The 17052-nt window shown below is 65.6% G+C and carries 21 protein-coding genes; 10 read left to right on the forward strand and 11 right to left on the reverse strand.

Going from position 1 to position 17052, the window contains the following annotated elements:
• Position 1 precedes the first annotated feature (1 nt).
• Entirely contained in the window at positions 2 to 934 is a 933-nt protein-coding gene (locus IB256_RS03560; RefSeq protein ID WP_192291215.1) for an aspartyl/asparaginyl beta-hydroxylase domain-containing protein, read from the reverse strand.
• Between the two features lie 162 nt (positions 935 to 1096).
• Here IB256_RS03560 and IB256_RS03565 point away from each other — a divergent pair, with 162 nt between their 5' ends.
• Positions 1097 to 1636: a DUF2058 domain-containing protein gene (locus IB256_RS03565; protein WP_151187915.1), complete on the forward strand. Its 540-nt coding sequence runs from the start codon at positions 1097 to 1099 to the stop codon at positions 1634 to 1636.
• 15 nt (positions 1637 to 1651) lie between these two features.
• Here the strand turns inward: IB256_RS03565 and IB256_RS03570 are convergent, their stop codons facing one another.
• Entirely contained in the window at positions 1652 to 1933 is a 282-nt protein-coding gene (locus IB256_RS03570; RefSeq protein ID WP_192291213.1) for a Rho-binding antiterminator, read from the reverse strand.
• Positions 1934 to 1944: 11 nt separating this feature from the next.
• Complete coding sequence (locus IB256_RS03575; protein ID WP_192291211.1) at positions 1945 to 2169, reverse strand: thioredoxin family protein; 225 nt, start codon at positions 2167 to 2169, stop codon at positions 1945 to 1947.
• A 114-nt stretch (positions 2170 to 2283) separates the two neighbouring features.
• Between IB256_RS03575 and IB256_RS03580 the strand changes: the two genes are divergently transcribed.
• Positions 2284 to 2853 carry a MarR family winged helix-turn-helix transcriptional regulator gene (locus IB256_RS03580; RefSeq protein WP_192291208.1) on the forward strand — a complete coding sequence of 190 codons (570 nt, stop codon included), beginning with the start codon at positions 2284 to 2286 and terminating at the stop codon, positions 2851 to 2853.
• A 90-nt stretch (positions 2854 to 2943) separates the two neighbouring features.
• On the opposite strand, the gene IB256_RS03585 is transcribed toward IB256_RS03580, so the two are convergent.
• The 4 genes from IB256_RS03585 to IB256_RS03600 all read right to left on the reverse strand — a co-directional run bounded on the left by IB256_RS03585 (position 2944) and on the right by IB256_RS03600 (position 6704).
• Positions 2944 to 4233 (reverse strand): outer membrane protein transport protein, encoded by a 1290-nt coding sequence (locus IB256_RS03585; protein WP_138215175.1) that lies wholly within the window; start codon positions 4231 to 4233, stop codon positions 2944 to 2946.
• 185 nt (positions 4234 to 4418) lie between these two features.
• Positions 4419 to 4898: a hypothetical protein gene (locus IB256_RS03590; protein ID WP_192291206.1), complete on the reverse strand. Its 480-nt coding sequence runs from the start codon at positions 4896 to 4898 to the stop codon at positions 4419 to 4421.
• A gap of 182 nt (positions 4899 to 5080) precedes the next feature.
• Positions 5081 to 5734: a tetratricopeptide repeat protein gene (locus IB256_RS03595; RefSeq protein WP_192291204.1), complete on the reverse strand. Its 654-nt coding sequence runs from the start codon at positions 5732 to 5734 to the stop codon at positions 5081 to 5083.
• Positions 5735 to 5849: 115 nt separating this feature from the next.
• Complete coding sequence (locus IB256_RS03600; RefSeq protein ID WP_192291202.1) at positions 5850 to 6704, reverse strand: sulfurtransferase; 855 nt, start codon at positions 6702 to 6704, stop codon at positions 5850 to 5852.
• A gap of 79 nt (positions 6705 to 6783) precedes the next feature.
• Here IB256_RS03600 and IB256_RS03605 point away from each other — a divergent pair, with 79 nt between their 5' ends.
• A complete protein-coding gene (locus IB256_RS03605; RefSeq protein ID WP_192291200.1) occupies positions 6784 to 7578 on the forward strand; it encodes a lysophospholipid acyltransferase family protein in 795 nt (264 codons plus the stop codon).
• 23 nt (positions 7579 to 7601) lie between these two features.
• Here the strand turns inward: IB256_RS03605 and IB256_RS03610 are convergent, their stop codons facing one another.
• Positions 7602 to 8663 carry an SMP-30/gluconolactonase/LRE family protein gene (locus tag IB256_RS03610; protein WP_192291198.1) on the reverse strand — a complete coding sequence of 354 codons (1062 nt, stop codon included), beginning with the start codon at positions 8661 to 8663 and terminating at the stop codon, positions 7602 to 7604.
• Positions 8664 to 8797: 134 nt separating this feature from the next.
• On the opposite strand from IB256_RS03610, the gene rnd reads away from it, so the two are divergent.
• The 3 genes from rnd (at position 8798) to IB256_RS03625 (ending at position 11462) form a co-directional block, all read left to right on the forward strand.
• The gene (gene rnd / locus IB256_RS03615) at positions 8798 to 9937 is read left to right on the forward strand and encodes a ribonuclease D (protein WP_192291196.1); all 1140 of its coding nucleotides are present in this window, start codon (positions 8798 to 8800) and stop codon (positions 9935 to 9937) included.
• A gap of 49 nt (positions 9938 to 9986) precedes the next feature.
• On the forward strand, positions 9987 to 10280 hold the full coding sequence (locus IB256_RS03620; RefSeq protein ID WP_045212389.1) for a YcgL domain-containing protein: 294 nt from the start codon (positions 9987 to 9989) through the stop codon (positions 10278 to 10280).
• A gap of 249 nt (positions 10281 to 10529) precedes the next feature.
• Positions 10530 to 11462, forward strand: coding sequence for a D-2-hydroxyacid dehydrogenase (locus tag IB256_RS03625; protein ID WP_192291194.1), 933 nt, complete (start codon positions 10530 to 10532; stop codon positions 11460 to 11462).
• A 115-nt stretch (positions 11463 to 11577) separates the two neighbouring features.
• Here IB256_RS03625 and IB256_RS03630 read toward each other — a convergent pair whose 3' ends face one another.
• Positions 11578 to 12171 carry a nitroreductase family protein gene (locus tag IB256_RS03630; protein WP_151187910.1) on the reverse strand — a complete coding sequence of 198 codons (594 nt, stop codon included), beginning with the start codon at positions 12169 to 12171 and terminating at the stop codon, positions 11578 to 11580.
• Between the two features lie 247 nt (positions 12172 to 12418).
• Here IB256_RS03630 and IB256_RS03635 point away from each other — a divergent pair, with 247 nt between their 5' ends.
• Positions 12419 to 12868, forward strand: a complete 450-nt coding sequence (locus IB256_RS03635) for a YcgN family cysteine cluster protein (protein ID WP_081520308.1) — start codon at positions 12419 to 12421, stop codon at positions 12866 to 12868.
• A gap of 60 nt (positions 12869 to 12928) precedes the next feature.
• A complete protein-coding gene (locus tag IB256_RS03640) occupies positions 12929 to 13558 on the forward strand; it encodes a LysE family translocator (protein WP_192401302.1) in 630 nt (209 codons plus the stop codon).
• A gap of 6 nt (positions 13559 to 13564) precedes the next feature.
• On the opposite strand, the gene IB256_RS30760 is transcribed toward IB256_RS03640, so the two are convergent.
• Together IB256_RS30760 and IB256_RS03650 are read right to left on the reverse strand one after the other, a co-directional pair.
• Positions 13565 to 13906 carry a CPCC family cysteine-rich protein gene (locus tag IB256_RS30760; protein ID WP_192401304.1) on the reverse strand — a complete coding sequence of 114 codons (342 nt, stop codon included), beginning with the start codon at positions 13904 to 13906 and terminating at the stop codon, positions 13565 to 13567.
• A complete protein-coding gene (locus IB256_RS03650) occupies positions 13906 to 15966 on the reverse strand; it encodes a S9 family peptidase (protein WP_192401306.1) in 2061 nt (686 codons plus the stop codon). Before IB256_RS03650 ends, IB256_RS30760 begins: the two co-directional genes overlap by 1 nt.
• Before the next feature lie 103 nt (positions 15967 to 16069).
• Here IB256_RS03650 and IB256_RS03655 point away from each other — a divergent pair, with 103 nt between their 5' ends.
• Together IB256_RS03655 and IB256_RS03660 are read left to right on the forward strand one after the other, a co-directional pair.
• Entirely contained in the window at positions 16070 to 16540 is a 471-nt protein-coding gene (locus IB256_RS03655) for an MFS transporter (protein ID WP_192291186.1), read from the forward strand.
• Positions 16541 to 16604: 64 nt separating this feature from the next.
• Positions 16605 to 17051 (forward strand): HIT family protein, encoded by a 447-nt coding sequence (locus tag IB256_RS03660; RefSeq protein WP_192401308.1) that lies wholly within the window; start codon positions 16605 to 16607, stop codon positions 17049 to 17051.
• Position 17052: the final 1 nt, after the last annotated feature.

The following is a 17052-nucleotide window of genomic DNA, read 5'->3' on the forward strand; positions in this document are numbered from 1 at the left end:
TTCAGCCAAACAGCCAGCGCAGGATCAGCACCAGCAGCAGCACCGCCAGCACCGGGCGGCCGATGCGGTAGGCCTTGGGATAGGCACGTTTGAACACCTTCACCTTGCTGCCCACGGCGTTGCCGATGCGGATCAGCACCGAGTAGGCCTGGTTGATTCCGCCGACGCGCTCGCCCTCGACGTTCTGCGGCGCTGTTGCGCGCCCGAGGAAGGCGCTGACGCGGCGGTTGATGCGGGTCAGCAGCGGCGACTTGAGTGGACGCTCGATATCGCAGAAGAGGATCAGACGCGATTCGTCCGTCTCGTTCTTGACCCAGTGGACGAAGGTCTCGTCGAACATCACGTCCTGGCCGTCGCGCCAGGCGTAGGGCTGGCCATCCACGAAGATGCGGCACTCATCGGAGTTCGGCGTGGCCAGGCCCAGGTGGTAGCGCAGCGAACCGCCGTAAGGGTCGCGGTGCTTGTTCAGGTGGCTGCGCGGCGGCAGGCGGGTGAACATCGCGCCCTTGACGTTGGGGATGCTGCTCACCAGTTCCACGGTCTTGGGGCACAACTGCTGCGCCGAGGGCAGGGGGCCGTCGTACCAGGTCAGGTAGAAGCGGGTCCAGCCCTTCTTGAAGAAGGAACCGAAGCCGGCCTCGTTGTTGTTCAGGGCGTCGCGGATGTAGCCCTCGTCGAACAGCTGCTCGGCTTCCTCGCGGATCATCTGCCAGTTGTCGCGCAGCTTGTCGAGTTCGGGGAAGCGCTCGCGGTCCAGGTAGGGCTTGGAGGGCACGCTGGAGTTCAGGTACATCAGCGAGTTGTAGGGAGCGAACCAGGCGGAGTGGTTCACGACCTGGCGCAGGAAGGGCAGCCGCACCTTGCCGCGCAGATGCACGTAGAGAATGGCGACGAGGAAGATGGCCAGTACCGCGAGAACGATGAGCTTCAGCATGGAGGTTACGAGTCCGCTCCAGATGAGTGATTTCGAGCCAGGCACTTGCGCTGCGCTGGCACAGGCCCGAGGATTATACCCCCTGAGGACGATCCCGCCGCACCTATGCGTTGGTCTGGGATTTGTCCTGCATCACTATGGGCTGTTGGAGAGCCTTGATTCATGAGCATGTCATTGCGTGACCAGTTGCTGAAAGCCGGCCTGGTCAACGAGAAGCAGGCCAAGCAGGCCGGCAAGCAGAAACAGAAGCAGCAGCGCCTGGAGCACAAGAACCAGGTGGCGAAGGACGACAGCCAGCGTCAGGCGGCCCTGCAGGCCCAGGCCGAGAAGCAGGCCCGCGACGCCGAGCTGAACCGCCAGCAGCAGGAGAAGGCTGACAAGAAGGCCAAGACGGCACAGATCAAGCAACTGATCGAAGGCACGCGCCTGCCCAAACTGGAGTCGGACGACTACTACAACTTCGTCGACAACAAGAAGGTCAAGCGCATCGCGGTCAACGACATGGTCCGCGACAAGCTCAGCCGCGGCAGCCTGGCCATCGTCAGCTACGACGGCCGCTACGAGATCGTGCCTCGCGATGCCGCACTGCGTATCCAGGAGCGCGACGAGCGCCGCATCATCGTCCTCAGCGAGCCCAGCGGCGAGCCGGACGAGGACGATCCGTACAAGGATTACGTGGTGCCCGACGACCTCATGTGGTGAGGACGTTGCGGCCGCTCAGCCGGCCGCCTGCAGCTCCACCCTTCCGAACAGCGCCTGCGCCGACAAGGGCGTGATGGCGTGCAGACGGTCCAGCCGGAACTCCCGGCTGGCATCGTCCACCTGCACCTCGAGGAACTCCTCCAGCACTCCGCCCGCGGTCCTTCGCGTGTGCGTGGTGAAGGCCTGGGCGTCGAACGCCAGGCCGTCACGCAGCTCGATACGCAGCCAGTAGCGGTAGAGGCAGGCGATCTCCAGATAGTCATGGAGATCGCAGTGCAACGGCTGGTAGTCGCTCATACCGCCCGGCCTTATTTCAGGTCGGCCAGGGCGGCGCCGAAGTTCAGGTGCAGCACCTGCCCATCGACCACCAGCGCCGGTACGGATTTCACCCCGGCAGCCTCGGCTTCGGCCACGCGCGGCGACTGCTCGCCCAGGTGCACTACTTCGACTTCGCGGTTCAACAACGGCAGCAGTGCGCGCTCGGCCTCGACGCAGACGGAGCAACCGGCATGGTAGTAAACAGCTTTGCTCATGATCCTTCTCCTGATTGATTATGTATCGATTCGATACCAATTCAGTCTGCGTGTGAAAAGAGCCTTCTGTCAAACTGGTTTTTGATCGATACTATCTATCGGAGGGATCAGCCCATGACCGATACGACCCTGTACGACTACCTCGAACGCATCGCCAGCCTGATGCGCGCCTGGGCCCGCGAGCAGCCGCTGATGGCCGATCTGCAGCCGATCCAGCTGAGCGCGCTGAACTACCTGGCGCGTTGCAATCGCTATTCGAACACGCCGCTGGGCGTGACGGACTTTCTCGGGCTGACCAAGGGCACGGTGTCCCAGTCGCTGAAGGCGCTGGAGGCCAAGGGGCTGATCGCGAAGCGTCCGGATGCGCAGGACCGCCGCAGCGTGCACCTGGAGCTGACGCCGGAGGGCAGGGGGCTGATCGATGCGCTGGCGCCGCCTGCTTTCCTGCGCCACGCCGAAGAGTCGCTGGGGGAGCGCAGTGGGTTGCTGGTCGAGTTGCTGCGCGAACTGCTGGCGACGGTACAGCGCCAGGAGAACGTGCCGGGGTACGGCCTGTGCCGCACCTGTCGCTTCCACCAGAAGCTGGATGACGGCGCGCTTTGCGGGCTGACGGGGGAAAGACTGGAAGCGCGTGAGGGTGAGCTGATCTGCCGCGAGCACGCAGCGCCTGACGAGGCGGCCTGAGCCGGCTCGCTCTTACAGAAAGGCCACAGCACAAATCACGGCCATGAAAAAGCCGGGCATCTGCCCGGCTTTTTCATGCCGCAGAAGTTATCAGAAGCGATAGGTCATCTGCGCGGTCAGGCCGTGGGCGCTGTTGTCGTACTTGGCGCTGTAGGCCGGCTGCAGTTGCAGACCCGCCAGTTCCTGACCGTCCGGCTGGTTTACGCCGGCGGTGGATTCCCACAGGTAGGCGTAGGCGACGTCGAAGGTCATATCGGCGTTAGGCGAGTAGCCGGCGCCCAGGGTGAAGATCTTGCGATCGCCCACCGGGATACGCACGGTGCGGTGCTCGTTGGTGGTCGGCGAAGGATCGTAGGCGAAGCCGGTACGCAGGACCCACTGGTCGTTGAACTGGTAGGAGGTACCGATCGCGGCGGACCAGGTGTCGTGCCAGCTCAGGTCTTCGCCGATGGTGTCGAAAGCGGCCAGCGGGGCGCCGGTGTTCTGCACCTCGATGGACTTCAGACGGCTCCAGCGCGTCCAGGTGGTGCCACCGTAGACGGTCCAGCGGTCATCCAGCTTCTGGGTGATGGACAGGTCCAGGGACTCGGGCAGGGTGATGTCCAGGCTGGCATCCATGCGCGAGTCGAACAGGCCGGCTGGCGAGTTGGACACGGTGGTGTGACCTTCGAGCTCGTACTTCACCTTGGAGTGGTAGGTGGCGCCGATGGAGGTGCTGTCGGTCGGGGTGATCAGCAGGCCGACGTTGAAGCCGGTGGCAGTGTCGTCGCCCTTGATGCTGATCTTGGTGTCGCCGCCGTTACCACCCAGGGCGCTGTTCAGGCCACCGGTGTTCAGGTAGTTCTCCAGCTTGCCGTCGATACGGTTGATGGTCGGACCGAAGCCGACGGACACCACGTCGTTGAACTTGTAGCTGATGGTCGGCTGGACGGTGATCACCTGGACCTTGCTGTAGGAGCCGTGGGAACGGCCCTGGAAGCCACTTTCGTAGTCGTTGATGATGCCGTACGGCACGTAGATGCCCAGGCCGACGCTGACCTTGTCATCCAGCGGGGTGACGAAGTAGCCGAACGGAACGGCGGCCAGCGGAACGGAGTCGCCTTTGTTGGAGCCGGAGGCAGTGCTGTTCGCGTCGCTGATATCGTCCTTGGCAGAGACAACGGCCAGACCGCCGCTGACTTCAGTACGCTTGAGCTTGGACATGCCGGCAGGGTTGCCGTAGATGGTGCTGGCGTCCAATGCCGAGGAAGCGCGGCCCGCGTAGGCGGTACCGGCGCCGCTGGCGCTCTGCTCGTTGATGGCGATGCCGTTGGCAAGCACCTGAGCGGAGGCAGCGCTGATGGTCAGTGCGAGGGTGGTCTTAAGCCATGTTGTTTTCATTGTAAGAGCAACTCCTGTGTTTATCGGCGCGCAAGCTACCAAGATTCCCGGGTCTTGGGTAGTGGTCGGCAGGCGCTCTACCTTGGGCTTCGGGGCTCAAACGAGCGTTCCATCTGAATGATGTCCGTTCGTCGCTGTATGTAAATAATTTCTGACCGATTGGTCACCATCGGAATGAGAGATACTCAGGCGACTCGACTGAAATTTCCGACGTAGCTGTGCCACGCGTCGACGAAGTCGTGGAGGCGTCCGTGAGGGTGGAAAACCTGGCGCCAGATACGGGCCAGTTCCATAGGGTCGTCCGCCAGCGGCAGGGGCAGCTGTTCCGCCTCCACCAGCATCCAGGCAATGGCTGTGCTGTAGCGCAGGTTGACCGTGAGTTCGAGGTGCGGCGCGTCGAGGAAGGCATGCTGGCTGGCCAGCCCTCGCACGCGGCTGGCCAGCTCGGGGTCCAGCGCCAGGAATCCATCCCAGAGCGTCTGGTGCCGCTGTTCACCAATGCGATACAGCCCGTGACCATGGCTGTCATCGAGGGCGCTCCCCAGCGCCGACTGACAGGCCGCTGCCCCCAGCAGCAGCGATTCGGCCGCGACACTGTGACGCCCCAGATAATGCAGGGTGGGGCGAATCACATACTGGCAAAGATCATTCGCGGCGATTCCCATGACATCCTCGTCATCAATGACCGGCGGGGCTGGGCGTCTTGGCAGCTTCTGATGATTATCCTCGGCCCCGCCGGAAGCGGACTTAGCCGCTCGAATTGAAGTGTAGTGCGATGAAGATGATGTAAAGGCCTGTTTTTAAACTGTTTCGTCGGCGCAGCTTTCGTTCATATTCCTTCTGGCGATTAGATGCTTGGCGGTAACTCCGGCATCGCAGAGAGCTTTTCCTCGGCCTCTTCGTGGCCCTGGTCCGCCGCCTTCTGGTACCAGGCACGCGCCTGTGCGGGGTTCTTCGCCACGCCGCGCCCTTTGGCGTAGCTTTCGCCCACCTCGTACTCGGCGTCCACATCACCCTGTTCGGCGGACAGCAGATAGAGGGCGAACGCCTTCTTGTAGCTGCGGGTTACGCCCGTGCCGTTCTCGTACATGATTGCGAGGTTGTACTGGGCATCCTTGTCGCCCTGGTCGACGGCCTTCTGGTACCAGTACACCGCCTTGGTCGAGTCCTGCTCCACGCCGTCGCCATTGTCGTAAGCGTTGCCGAGGTTGTACTGGGCACAGGCGTGGCCCTGTTTGGCGGCTTTCTCATACCAGTAGGCGGCTTTCTCGTAGTCCTGGTCGTACTCGTCGCTGCCGGCGTCGTACTCCAGGCCGAGGCTGTACTGGGCACTGGCATGGCCGGCCTTGGCGGCATTCACCAGGTCTTCGCCGTAGAGGTCGGACCACTGGTCCTGGATGGCACAGGGCGTTGCTTCAAGCGCGTCGGCGTACAGCGGGGTGGCGCTGCACAGGCCGAACAGCAGGCTGGCGAGCAGGGTCTGGCGGATGCGCGAAGGCATGGGATCACTCCTTTGAAGAATGGGCACGAGTCTGACCGATGCCCTGACACCTATCCATAGGAACGGATGGCGCCGGTGTGAAGCGCCTTCCGTTTTTTCCGCCAGAGCGGGGAGATCAGTCGCCCTTTGCCACCGGGCGGCGGGCATCGGTGATCCATTCGCTCCAGGAGCCGGCATACAGGCGACCCAGCGGGTAGCCCGCCAGGCTCAGGGCGAACAGGTTGTGGCAGGCGGTGACGCCGGAGCCGCAATAGGCCACCAGGTCTTCGGCCGGGCGTCCGCGCAGCAGGCCGGCGAAGCGCTGGTGCAGGTGTTCCGGGCGCAGGAAGCGGCCGTCATTGCCGAGGTTGTCGGTGAAGGCTGCGCACTGGGCGCCGGGAATGTGCCCGGCGACCGGATCAATGGGTTCGACCTCGCCACGGAAGCGCGGCAGGCCGCGGGCGTCGATCAGCGGCAGTTCGGCTTTGCCGAGTTTCGCGGCCAGTTCACTGGCGCTGATCAGCAGGCTGTTGTCCGGCTCGCCCTTGAAGTCGCCGGGGCGCAGCGGCGTTTCGGCGGTCGTCAGGCGCAGGCCGGCATTGCGCCAGGCGGTCAGGCCGCCGTCGAGCAGGTACACGCCCTCGCTCTTGCCCAGCCACAGCAGCAGCCACCAGGCGCGGGCGGCGAATGCGCCGGGGCCGTCGTCATACAGCACCACTTCGCTGTCGGCGTTCAGGCCCCAGGCACGCAGGTGTTCCTGCAGATGCTGCGGATCAGGCAGCGGATGACGGCCGGTGACACCCGGAATCACCGGGGAGGAAAGGTCCCGGTTGAGGTCGGCGAAATGCGCGCCGGGGATGTGGTTCTCCTGGTAGCTGCGTGCGCCGTAGGCCGGGTCTTCGAGGGCGAAACGGCAGTCGAGCAGGACGAGATTCGGGTCATCGAGGCGGGCGGCCAGTTGCTCGGGCGTGAGCAGGCGGGCTTGGGTCATGGGCGCGTTCCTGTGTCGTGACGGGGCTTGGGCGCATCATAAGGCTTGTACGATGAAAAGTTGGTGGGAGTTGGCGAACATGCACGACCAGCAATCGGCACCGCGCAAGGCGGGCCCGCTGCGCGTCGCCCTGGTGGGACTGGCGACCGTTCTGATCACCCTGGGCTACAGCGTCCGGGTCCTGGCGCTGGGCGCCATCGGCCGGTTGCGCCGCGCCAAGGTCGACGGCTTCACCCGCGACTGGTCCGGTAGTCTGCTGCGCCTGACCGGCGCGCGCATGAGTCGCCATGGAGCGGTGCCTGACTTCGGCGACGGCCGTCGCTACATGATCCTTTGCACCCATTCCAGCTTCTACGACATCCCGGCGATCTTCGTGACCATGCCCGGTTCGATCCGCATGCTGGCCAAGCGCGAGCTGTTCGCCGTGCCGGTGTGGGGCGCCGCCATGCGCGCGGCGGAGTTTCCGTCCATCGACCGGCACAACCGTCACCAGGCGATGGCTGACCTGGCGAAGGCGCGGGAAATGATGGAGAGCGGCATCGTGCTCTGGGCCGCGCCCGAGGGCACGCGCTCCAGGGATGGCAAGCTGCAGCCGTTCAAGAAGGGCTGCTTCCGCCTGGCTCAGCAGACCGACGCGATCATCGTTCCGGTGGCGATCCGTGGTATCCAGCAACTGCTACCGGCGGGCGGCCTCAAACTGAACCTCGGCATGCCGGTGGAGGTGCATGTCGGCGCACCGATCGATTCCACCCGGTTTACTGAACACGGCGTCGATGCGCTGATGGGCGAGGTGCGCGAGCGCATGCTGGAGCTGCTGGAGCCCGCCGCTGCGCCCGCACCGGCGCCTGCCCTGAAGGAGCAGGCGCCGGCCTGAGGCGCCCTGGGAGCCGGCGCCTTTCAGTGGATCGGCAGCCGGCCGATGCGGTCGTTCTCCAGGCTGCCCAGGTAGAGCACGCCGTTCACCGGCTTGGCCGAAGTCACCATGCGCAGGTGCTGGCCGCTGGTGTCATGCAGGCTGCGCACGATCTCGCCTTTCTCGTTCACCTGGATCACCAGGCCGTAGGGCACCGGCTTGGGTAGCACGGCGCGCGGTAGCTTGGTGAGCTGGCGTTTCAGCCAGGGCATCTGCTGGATCATGTCGGCGTCGGCCTTGCGCGGCGAGGGCAGGGCCACCCAGAAGGTGCCGCTGCGGTCGCTGGCAAGGTTGTCCGGCAGGCCCGGCAGGTTGTCGATGAAGACCTCGTGTTGTCCGGCCTTCTCGCCCTTGAGCCAGTAACGGGTGATGCGGTAGCGGTAAGTTTCGTTGACCAGCACGAAGTCCTCGTTCTGCGACAGCGCCACGCCATTGGCGAAGTACAGGTCCTTGAGCAGCGTTTCGGTCTTGCCGGTGGCGGGGTCGTAACGCAGCAGGCGGCCGTGGGGGCGGGCTTCGAGCAGGTCGAGGATGTAGTCGGGCTGGTGGAAGCGGCTGGACGCGTCGCTGAAATAGATGCGGCCATCGCTGGCAATGTCCAGGTCGTCGGTGAAGGCGAAGGGAACGCCGTCAGCCGAATCGGTCAGCACGCGGATCTTGCCCTGCGGGTCGATCTCCAGCAGGCCCTTCCAGGCGTCGGCGACGATCAGCTTGCCGTTCTTGTCGAAGGCCAGGCCCAGCGGGCGGCCGCCGGTCTCGACGAAGGACTCGGCCTTGCCGTCGGCGCCGATGCGCACGATGCGCCCGTCATCCAGCCCGGCGAAAACCCGGCCCTGGCTGTCCACGGCGGTGTCCTCCGGGCCGACGATCTGGCCCTGGGCGAGCAGTTCGGCTTTCATCAGGGTGTCGTTGGGTTCCATCACGCCGGTCATCGGTGGCGCCTTGGGCGGCGTCCAGGCCAGCGGGTCGATGGGGCTGGGCGTGAGCGCCAGGTAGACCGCGACGGCTACGGCCAGCAGGACGAGCAGTCCGAGAAGCTTTTTCATGCGCAAGCTGCCTTCTTGTTGTTGTGGGCGGGGCAAAGCGTAGAGATTGCCATGCAGTTGTCACAGACCGATGGCCGAGTGGAATGCTCGCACATCATGCATCTCTATATACTGCGCGCACCGAAACGAAGGAGATGTTCGTGACTGTCCTCGACATTCAGTGGATTCGCGACGATGCCACCCTGGAGCGCAAGTGCCAGGACTGGAAAGAACTGCCTTACCTCGCGCTCGATACCGAGTTCATGCGTGTCGATACCTTCTACCCGGCTGCCGGGCTGGTGCAGGTGGGCGACGGCAGCGGCGTGTGGCTGATCGACCCGCTGCTGATCCGCGACTGGTCGCCGTTCGCTGCCGTGCTGGAGTCGCCGGTGGTGGTCAAGGTGTTCCATGCCTGCGGTGAGGACCTGGAAGTCTTCCAGCGCCTGACCGGCAGCCTGCCGCAGCCGCTGTTCGACACCCAGCTGGCCGCCGCCTACCTGGGCATGCCGCATTCCATGGGGTACTCCAAGCTGGTGCTGGAAATCCTCGGCCTCGACCTGCCCAAGGACGAAACCCGCTCCGACTGGCTGCAGCGCCCGCTGACCGACATGCAGGTACGCTATGCGGCCGAGGACGTGCAGCACCTGGCCGAGGTCTACGTGAAGCTCGCGCCGCGCCTGAGCGACGAGAAGCTGCAGTGGCTGCTGGCTGACGGCACCGACCTGACCAGCAACCAGAGCCGCGTCAGTGACCCGCAGGAGGCCTACCTCGACGTCAAGCTGGCGTGGAAGCTGGGTCGCCAGCAACTGGCCGTGCTACGCGAACTGTGCGTCTGGCGCGAGGAGCAGGCGCGGTTGCGCAACAAGCCGCGCAACCACATTCTGCGCGAGCACACCCTGTGGCCACTGGCGCGCTTCCAGCCGGCCGACAAGGTCGCCCTGGCGCGCATCGACGACATGCACCCGCGCACCGTGCGCCAGGACGGCGACACCCTGATCGCACTGATGGCCCACGCGGCAAAGCTGCCCGAAGCCGCCTGGCCGCAGACCCTGCCCGAGCCGCTGCCGCGAGAGATCACACCGGTGCTGAAGAAGCTGCGTGAAGTCGGCCAGAAGGAAGCCGAGCGTCTGGAGATGGCGCCCGAGCTGATGCTGCGCAAGAAAATCCTCGAAGCCCTGCTCAAGACCGGCTGGCCCAATGGCCCTTACCAACTGCCTGATTCGCTGCAAGGCTGGCGCCGCGAGCTGATGGGGCAGGCCCTGCTGGACAGCCTGGCTGTCCAGACCCCCGAATAACGCGGCCCATTACCCAACGCGGCCCACTCCCAACGCGGAAAGTCCCGACATGAAACGCATCTGCTCCATCTACAAGAGTCCGCGCAAGAACGAGATGTACCTGTACGTCGACAAGCGCGAAGCCCTCAGCCGCGTGCCCGAGGCACTGCTGGTCGCCTTCGGCGCGCCACAGCACGCCTTCGATCTGGTGCTGAGCCCCGAGCGCCAGCTGGCCCGCGAAGACATCAACGTGGTGCTGGAAAACATCGAGAAACAAGGTTTCCACCTGCAGATGCCGCCGGCGGAGGAGGAGTACATCCAGCACCTCCCAGAGGAACTGCTGCGCCGAAACGACCCGGTCTGATCCGGACCGCATCGTCACTCCCTTCAGGCCGCGTATTCGCCCAGTGCTGGCACTGTGCAAATATGCGGCCTGAGCGCATTATGCAGGGGTAAAAAGGGTTCAACGGAGCGGAACGCTTGGTCTCTGGCTGTGTCTATAGCCGCCTGACTTCCCTAGAACTGACGACGATTTCCCCAGGGAAGCTCCCTTGAAGCGAGTCCAGATGCGCCAGCCGGAAAAACTCCACCGTTCGAAGCGAAAGGCCTGACCATGCGCCTGCTCGTACTCGATCGCGAACACGCCCTCTACGCCGCCCTGCTGATGGCGGCCGAGCCCCGGTTGACGGTGATCTCCGGCAACAACCCCGACACCCTGGCGGAAGCGGCGGCCGAATGCCCCGTGTGGCTCGGCGAGCCGACCCTGGCGGCGCAACTCTTGCGCCAGGGTGTGCACCCGGTCTGGATCCAGTCCAGCTGGGCGGGCATCACCCCGTTGCTGGCCGACGACCTCCCCAAGGATTACGCCCTGACCCGCGCCGTCGGCATCTTCGGCCAGGTCATGACCGAATACCTCCTCACCTACATGCTCGCCCACGAACGCCAGTTCCTTGGCCGCCTGGCCAGCCAGGTCGGCGTGCAGTGGGACGACCGCGCGCCCGGCAGCCTGAGTGGCCGGCAGATACTCATCGTTGGCACCGGCGAGATCGGCCAGGCCGTGGCACACATGCTGGCGCCCTTCGGTGTGGAACTGGTTGGCGTGGCGAAGAACCCGCGTTCGCTGGTGCCCTTCGGGCGCATGGGCGGGCTGGATGACCTGCCGCGCCTGGCCGAGACCGCCGACTACGTGATCAACCTGCTGCCCGACACGCCGGAAACCGCGGATATCTTCAACCTCGCGCTGTTCCAGCGGATGAAGCCTACCGCGCTGTTCCTCAACGCCGGGCGTGGCACTTCGGTGGTGGACGCGGACCTGGTCGCGGCGCTGGAAGCCAACCAGCTGGCCGGTGCGGTGATCGATGTCTGCCGCCAGGAGCCGCTGCCGACTTCGCACCCGTTCTGGCACACGCCGCGTCTGCTGCTGACCGGTCATACCGCCGCGCCGACGCTGCCAAGCCTGCTGATCGACCTGTTCCGCGACAACCTCACGCGCTTCTGGGCGGGGCAGGCCATGCGCGGCGAAGTGGATTTCTCCCGCGGTTACTGACCGCTGCGGACATGAAAAAGGCCCCATCCGGGGCCTTTTTCTTTTGGCTTTTCTGCAGGAGCGGGCCATGCCCGCGACCACGCGCATGGAGCGCTCCTGCAAGGGGTATTGCCCGTCAGAGCGAGAAATCACCCTCGGCCACGATTTCCGCCAGCGGACGGCGTGCATTGGGCACTTCGCGGGCCTGCAGGCTCTCGGAGAGGATCGACTTGTCGCCCAGCTTGCCGATGGCGATCACCGCGTGGATTTCATGGTCCGCCGGGACCTTCAGCTCCGTGCGCGCCAGTTCGCGGTCGAAGCCGGCCATGCCGTGGGTGTGCCAGCCCGCCAGGCTCGCCTGCAGGGCGAGGAAGCCCCAGGCCGAGCCGGTGTCGAAGCTGTGCCACAGGGCGGGCTTCTCCTCGCTGGAGCCGGGCGGGGCGAAGGTGGTCTTGGACAGCACCACCACCAGCGCCGAGGCGTGCTGCGCCCAGCCGCGGTTGAACTCGCCCAGCAGGTTCAGGTAACGCTGCCAGTTCGGCGTGTCGCGCAGGGCGAAGAGGAAGCGCCAGGGCTGCGAGTTGAAGGAGGACGGCGCCCAGCGCGCGGCCTCGATGAAGCTCAGCAGGGTCGCTTCGGGAATGGCTTCGCCGCTGAAGGCGCGGGGCGACCAGCGATTGATGAACTGCGGGTCGATCGGGTGCTCGGAAACGCGAGGGTTGGCGCTCATGGTGGCTCCTTGAAGGGCGTGGAATCTGCCGATGGTGCCGTGGTCGGCCGGGCATCGCGGTGGGATCGGGCGGTTGGCGGGTCTCGCGGCGCTGGCAGAAGGCAGTCGGAGCGGGCCCGTGGGGCGATCAAACTAACCAGCGCGGCCCGCTCTGGCAAGCGCTGCGCGGTCAATGGTCGCCTGCGCTTGGCCTGCGCGCACGACGGGCTTAGACTTTGCGCCCCGTGAAATTGCCCCTGACTAAAAAATGGCCGCCAAAGTCGAACCCTTCTGGAAACGCAAGACCCTCGACCAGCTCGATCAGGAAGAGTGGGAGTCGCTGTGCGACGGCTGCGGCCTGTGCTGTCTGCAGAAGCTGGAAGACGAGGACGACGGCACCGTCTACTACACGCGCATCGCCTGCAAGCTGCTGGACCTGAAGACCTGCCGCTGCACCGACTACGCCAACCGCCGCGCCAGCGTCCCGGACTGCATCCAGCTCACCCCGGCCCAGGCCGACGAGTTCCAGTGGCTGCCGCCGACCTGCGGCTACCGCCTGGTGTCCGAGGGCAAGGACCTGCCGCTGTGGCACCACCTCGTCTGCGGCGATCCGGACGCGGTGCACCACGAGCGCATCTCCCAATCCGGGCGCATGCTCGCCGAGGGCTCGGTGCCCGAAGACGACTGGGAAGAGCACCTGATCTTCCGCGCTGGCTGATCCTTCCGTCAGCAGCGGCCCCCGTGGCATGCTGCGCGTCTGCCGTCCCGGAGCCGCGCCATGCCCAGCCTCGAAAGCCTCAGCCTGTTCTTCATCGCCACCCTCGCGCTCAACCTCACGCCCGGGCCGGACATGCTCTATGTCGCCTCGCGTTCGGCTGCACAAGGCACGGCGGCGGGCCTGATGTCGACCCTCGGGATCGGTGCCGGCTGCGTGGTGCACATGCTGGCCGCGGCGTTCGGTCTTTCGGCGCTGCTGATGATGTCCAGCGTGGCTTTCGGTGTGCTCAAGTGGCTGGGCGCGCTCTACCTCGTCTGGCTCGGCGTGCAGCTGATCCGTGGCGCCTGGCGCGAGCAGAAACGCACCGAGCTCGAGCCCGCGCGCTTGAGCCGGGTGTTCCTGCAGGGCATGCTGGTCAACGTGTTCAATCCCAAGGTGGCGCTGTTCTTCCTCGCCTTCCTGCCGCAGTTCGTGCCCGCTGGCAGCCCGAACTTCGTGCTGCAGATTCTCTGCCTCGGCCTGCTGTTCAACCTCGGTGGTTGCCTGGTGAACGCCGTGGTCTCGGTGGTCGCCGGACGGGTCGGTCATCGCGTGGGCAGCAACCCGACCTGGCGGCGCTGGCAGCAGACGGCCTCGGGCGGGCTGATCGTCGCCATGGGCGTCGGCCTGGCTGTCAGCAGCCGACGCTGAGGGCATTCAGGCCGGCGCGCGCAGCCAGTAGCAGGCTTCCTCGCCGGTCAGCGGCTCCTCGACATCCGGTAGCTCCACGCGTTTTTCCCACAGCGGGAACCAGCGGTCGTCCTTCACGTCGTCAATAGTGGCCGGGCGCACCTTGGCGCGGAAGCGCCTTTCGCAGGCGCCCCACTGCACGTAGTTGACCTGCGCCTCGATCAGGCTCACGGCGTTGGCGCCGCCGCGCGCGTCGGGGAAGCAGAGCTGCAGGTGGTCGTCTTCCCAGAAGCAGATTTCACAAATTTCGTACGACCCCGGAGGGTCGCCGAAACTGAAGTAGCCGCAGCAGGGGCAGGTGTAGAGCATCAGGCGTTGCCTTCGATGCCCAGCACCTTGAGCAGGAAGGCGTATTCCAGCGCCACGTCCTTCAGGCCCTGGTAGCGGCCACTCATGCCGCCGTGGCCGGCGCCCAGGTCGGTCTTGAGCAGCAGCAGGTGCTCGTCGGTCTTGCTGACGCGCAGCTTGGCCACCCACTTGGCGGCTTCCCAGTACTGCACGCGGCTGTCGTTGTAGCCGGCGACCACCAGCAGGGCGGGGTAGTCCTGCGCGCTGACGTTCTCGTAGGGCGCGTAGGCGCGGATGCGGGCATAGACCTCCGGCTCCTGCGGGTTGCCCCACTCGTCGTACTCGGTGACGGTCAGCGGCAGGTCGGGGTTGAGCATGCTGTTGAGCACGTCGACGAAGGGCACTTCGGCGATGGCCGCGGCAAACAGCTGCGGGCGCTGGTTGAGCACCGCGCCGATCAGCAGGCCGCCGGCACTGCCGCCGCTGATCGCCAGCTGCGCCGGGGTGCTATAGCCGTGGCGGAGCAGGTGTTCGGCACAGGCGATGAAGTCGCTGAAGGTGTTCTGCTTGTGCTCCAGCTTGCCGGCGCGGTACCAGGCTTCGCCCAGTTCGCCGCCGCCACGCACGTGGGCGATGGCGAAGACGAAGCCGCGCTCCAGCAGGCTCAGGCGGGCGTGGGAAAACCAGGGGTCGAGGCTCTCGCCATAGGCGCCGTAGCCATAGAGGTAGAGCGGCGCCGGCTTTCCGCGGGCGATGTCTTCCAGCACCTCGCGGCGGCCGACCAGGCTGATCGGCACCTGCACGCCGTCGGCGGTGTCGGCCCAGAGGCGGCGGCTTTCGTAGGCGTCGGCGTCGAACGGACCTTCCACCGGGGTCTGCTTGAGGACTTTCTGTTCGCCGCTGGCGAGGTCCAGCTGGCGGATCTGCGCCGGGCGGTTGAGCGCCTCGTAGCGCAGGCGGATCACCGCGCTGTCGAACTCCAGGCTGTCTTGCACGTAGAGGTTGTAGGCGGCGTCCGGTAGGTCGACGCGGTGCGCCGGCTGGTTGTGCGGGTGGACTTCGACGATCGGCAGGCCACCTTCGCGCAGGCTCAGGGTGAGGGCGCTGGCGCTCAGGGTCAGGCCCTCGAGCATCACGTCGTCGCGGTGCGCCACCAGCTCGATCCAGTGCGCGCGGGTCGGCTGCGTCTCGCTGGCATGGTAAAGGGCGAAGTTGATGCCGGTCTGGTTGCTGCGGATCAGCCAGGCCCAGCCGCCCTCAAGGCGACCGTGGTCCGGGTAGTACTCGTGGCCTTCCTCGCGCGGCGCCAGGCAGACGAACTCGCCCTTGGGCTCGTTGGCGTCCAGCACCCAGGCTTCGCTGGTGGTCTTGCTGTTCAGCAGCAGAATCAGCTGGCGCTCGGAACTGGCGCGGTAGCAGTTGAGGAAGAAGCGCCCGTCGGGCTCCTCGAAGATCAGCTGTGCGCCGCTTTCGCCCAGGCAGTGGCGATAGAGCTTGTGCGGGCGGTGGGTGTCGTCCAGCTCGCCGAAGAACAGGGTGCGGTTGTCGTTGGCCCAGGTGAGGCTGCCATCGCAGTCGTCGAAGGGCAGGGCGGTAACGCTGCCGTCAGCCAGATCCTTCACGTAGAGGGTGTATATCTCGTCGCCGCTGGTATCCAGGCTGTAGGCCAGCTTCGAATGATCGGGGCTGATGCTGAAAGCGCCGACCGACAGGAAGCCGTCGCCGGCCAGCTCGTTCGGGTCGAGCAGCAACTGCTCGGCGCTCTCCTCGACGGTCAGCGAACCATCGGCCGGGCGCGGGCTGCGGTAGTGGCGCGGGTACTCGTCGCCGGCGGTGGTGCGCTGGTAGTAGAGCCAGGGGCCCCAGGGCGTGGGCAGCGACAGGTCGGTCTCGCGGATGCGACCCTTGATCTCCTGGAACAGGGTTTCGCGCAGTTTCGTCTGAGGAAGAAGTCGATCTTCCAGGTAGGCATTTTCTGCTTTCAGGTAGTCGAGGACGTCCTCGGCGTCGCGGTTTTCCAGCCAGGCATAGGGATCGGCGGCGGCTTCGCGGCGGGCGATGGGGGGCTGACGGTCGGTCATGGCGGTTCCTCGGGGACGGCATGGATGACGCCCGGCTGCGCACCCATGGGGAAAAGCAGCTATCATACGCACCCCTCTGTCGACACCGCACGTACGCACGCGCATGAACGAACACGATTACACGCTTGCCTGGGGCGCTTATATCGCCGCCGGCCTTGGCCTGACCCTGGTCTGGTTCCTGATGACCGGCTGGATGTGGCGCTGGCTGCGCGAACCCCTGCGGGTGATCGTCATCGTCCTGCTGTTCACCCCGACTCCGGTGGACCCGGCGAACAATCTGTATGCCCCGGCAATCGCCATCACCGCGCTGGACGTGGTATTCAAGGTCGGCAACAACGCCTGGCGCGCCGTCTCCGACCTCGCCTTGGTGCTGCTCGCCGCGTTCGGCCTGTACCTGCTGTTCGTGCTGATCCGCTGGCCGCTGGAGCGTTCGCTGAAGAAGCGCCGCCAGGACAAGGAAGCGGAAGACGAGCCGACCCTGCGCCAGCTGATGCAGCCTGAGCTGATCGAGGGCGTGGACGCCCACCCGAGCGAGCGGCGCGACAACCGTGCGCGGATCGAACCGCGCCTGTAGACCAACCTTGCGTCCTGCCCCGCACGCGTCCAGCATGAACTGAACGGCCTTTCGAGGAGTTCCCATGGACTGCGTGTTCTGCGCCATCGCGGCCGGTCGCGTGCCGGCCCGTACCCTCTACGAAGACGACCATTTCATCGTGCTGCTGGACATCTACCCGCTGCGCCCCGCGCACCTGCTGCTGGTGGCCCGCGAGCACGCGACCTTCCTGCACCAGCTCTCCGAAGCGGCGCAGCAGGACCTGATCCCGCTGGCCGAGCGCATGGAGCGCGTGCTGCGTCGTGCCGGCTACGGGCGGGTCGGCATCAACCTGCTGGTCAACGACGGCCCCGCGGCTAACCAGCACGTCGAACATTTTCATCTGCACCTTATCCCGCGTGAGCTGAACGACCTGCCGGCCCTGCTGCTGCGCGCGCTCACGCGGTTCCTGCCGCTGGGGCGGAAAAGGATGCAGAATCGCCTGGAACGCGAGCTGCATAAGCTGCGCGAGGCACTGATGGAGGAGAACTGAT

The organism is Pseudomonas sp. PDM17, assembly GCF_014851985.1.
Taxonomy (GTDB): domain Bacteria; phylum Pseudomonadota; class Gammaproteobacteria; order Pseudomonadales; family Pseudomonadaceae; genus Pseudomonas.

What these genes read in the sequence shown, in the direction of transcription:
- IB256_RS03560 (WP_192291215.1), bottom strand. Translation starts at nt 934, where the DNA reads ATGCTGAAGCTCATCGTTCTCGCGGTACTGGCCATCTTCCTCGTCGCC.
- IB256_RS03565 (WP_151187915.1), top strand. Translation starts at nt 1,097, where the DNA reads ATGAGCATGTCATTGCGTGACCAGTTGCTGAAAGCCGGCCTGGTCAAC.
- IB256_RS03570 (WP_192291213.1), bottom strand. Translation starts at nt 1,933, where the DNA reads ATGAGCGACTACCAGCCGTTGCACTGCGATCTCCATGACTATCTGGAG.
- IB256_RS03575 (WP_192291211.1), bottom strand. Translation starts at nt 2,169, where the DNA reads ATGAGCAAAGCTGTTTACTACCATGCCGGTTGCTCCGTCTGCGTCGAG.
- IB256_RS03580 (WP_192291208.1), top strand. Translation starts at nt 2,284, where the DNA reads ATGACCGATACGACCCTGTACGACTACCTCGAACGCATCGCCAGCCTG.
- IB256_RS03585 (WP_138215175.1), bottom strand. Translation starts at nt 4,233, where the DNA reads ATGAAAACAACATGGCTTAAGACCACCCTCGCACTGACCATCAGCGCT.
- IB256_RS03590 (WP_192291206.1), bottom strand. Translation starts at nt 4,898, where the DNA reads ATGGGAATCGCCGCGAATGATCTTTGCCAGTATGTGATTCGCCCCACC.
- IB256_RS03595 (WP_192291204.1), bottom strand. Translation starts at nt 5,734, where the DNA reads ATGCCTTCGCGCATCCGCCAGACCCTGCTCGCCAGCCTGCTGTTCGGC.
- IB256_RS03600 (WP_192291202.1), bottom strand. Translation starts at nt 6,704, where the DNA reads ATGACCCAAGCCCGCCTGCTCACGCCCGAGCAACTGGCCGCCCGCCTC.
- IB256_RS03605 (WP_192291200.1), top strand. Translation starts at nt 6,784, where the DNA reads ATGCACGACCAGCAATCGGCACCGCGCAAGGCGGGCCCGCTGCGCGTC.
- IB256_RS03610 (WP_192291198.1), bottom strand. Translation starts at nt 8,663, where the DNA reads ATGAAAAAGCTTCTCGGACTGCTCGTCCTGCTGGCCGTAGCCGTCGCG.
- rnd (WP_192291196.1), top strand. Translation starts at nt 8,798, where the DNA reads ATGTTCGTGACTGTCCTCGACATTCAGTGGATTCGCGACGATGCCACC.
- IB256_RS03620 (WP_045212389.1), top strand. Translation starts at nt 9,987, where the DNA reads ATGAAACGCATCTGCTCCATCTACAAGAGTCCGCGCAAGAACGAGATG.
- IB256_RS03625 (WP_192291194.1), top strand. Translation starts at nt 10,530, where the DNA reads ATGCGCCTGCTCGTACTCGATCGCGAACACGCCCTCTACGCCGCCCTG.
- IB256_RS03630 (WP_151187910.1), bottom strand. Translation starts at nt 12,171, where the DNA reads ATGAGCGCCAACCCTCGCGTTTCCGAGCACCCGATCGACCCGCAGTTC.
- IB256_RS03635 (WP_081520308.1), top strand. Translation starts at nt 12,419, where the DNA reads ATGGCCGCCAAAGTCGAACCCTTCTGGAAACGCAAGACCCTCGACCAG.
- IB256_RS03640 (WP_192401302.1), top strand. Translation starts at nt 12,929, where the DNA reads ATGCCCAGCCTCGAAAGCCTCAGCCTGTTCTTCATCGCCACCCTCGCG.
- IB256_RS30760 (WP_192401304.1), bottom strand. Translation starts at nt 13,906, where the DNA reads ATGCTCTACACCTGCCCCTGCTGCGGCTACTTCAGTTTCGGCGACCCT.
- IB256_RS03650 (WP_192401306.1), bottom strand. Translation starts at nt 15,966, where the DNA reads ATGACCGACCGTCAGCCCCCCATCGCCCGCCGCGAAGCCGCCGCCGAT.
- IB256_RS03655 (WP_192291186.1), top strand. Translation starts at nt 16,070, where the DNA reads ATGAACGAACACGATTACACGCTTGCCTGGGGCGCTTATATCGCCGCC.
- IB256_RS03660 (WP_192401308.1), top strand. Translation starts at nt 16,605, where the DNA reads ATGGACTGCGTGTTCTGCGCCATCGCGGCCGGTCGCGTGCCGGCCCGT.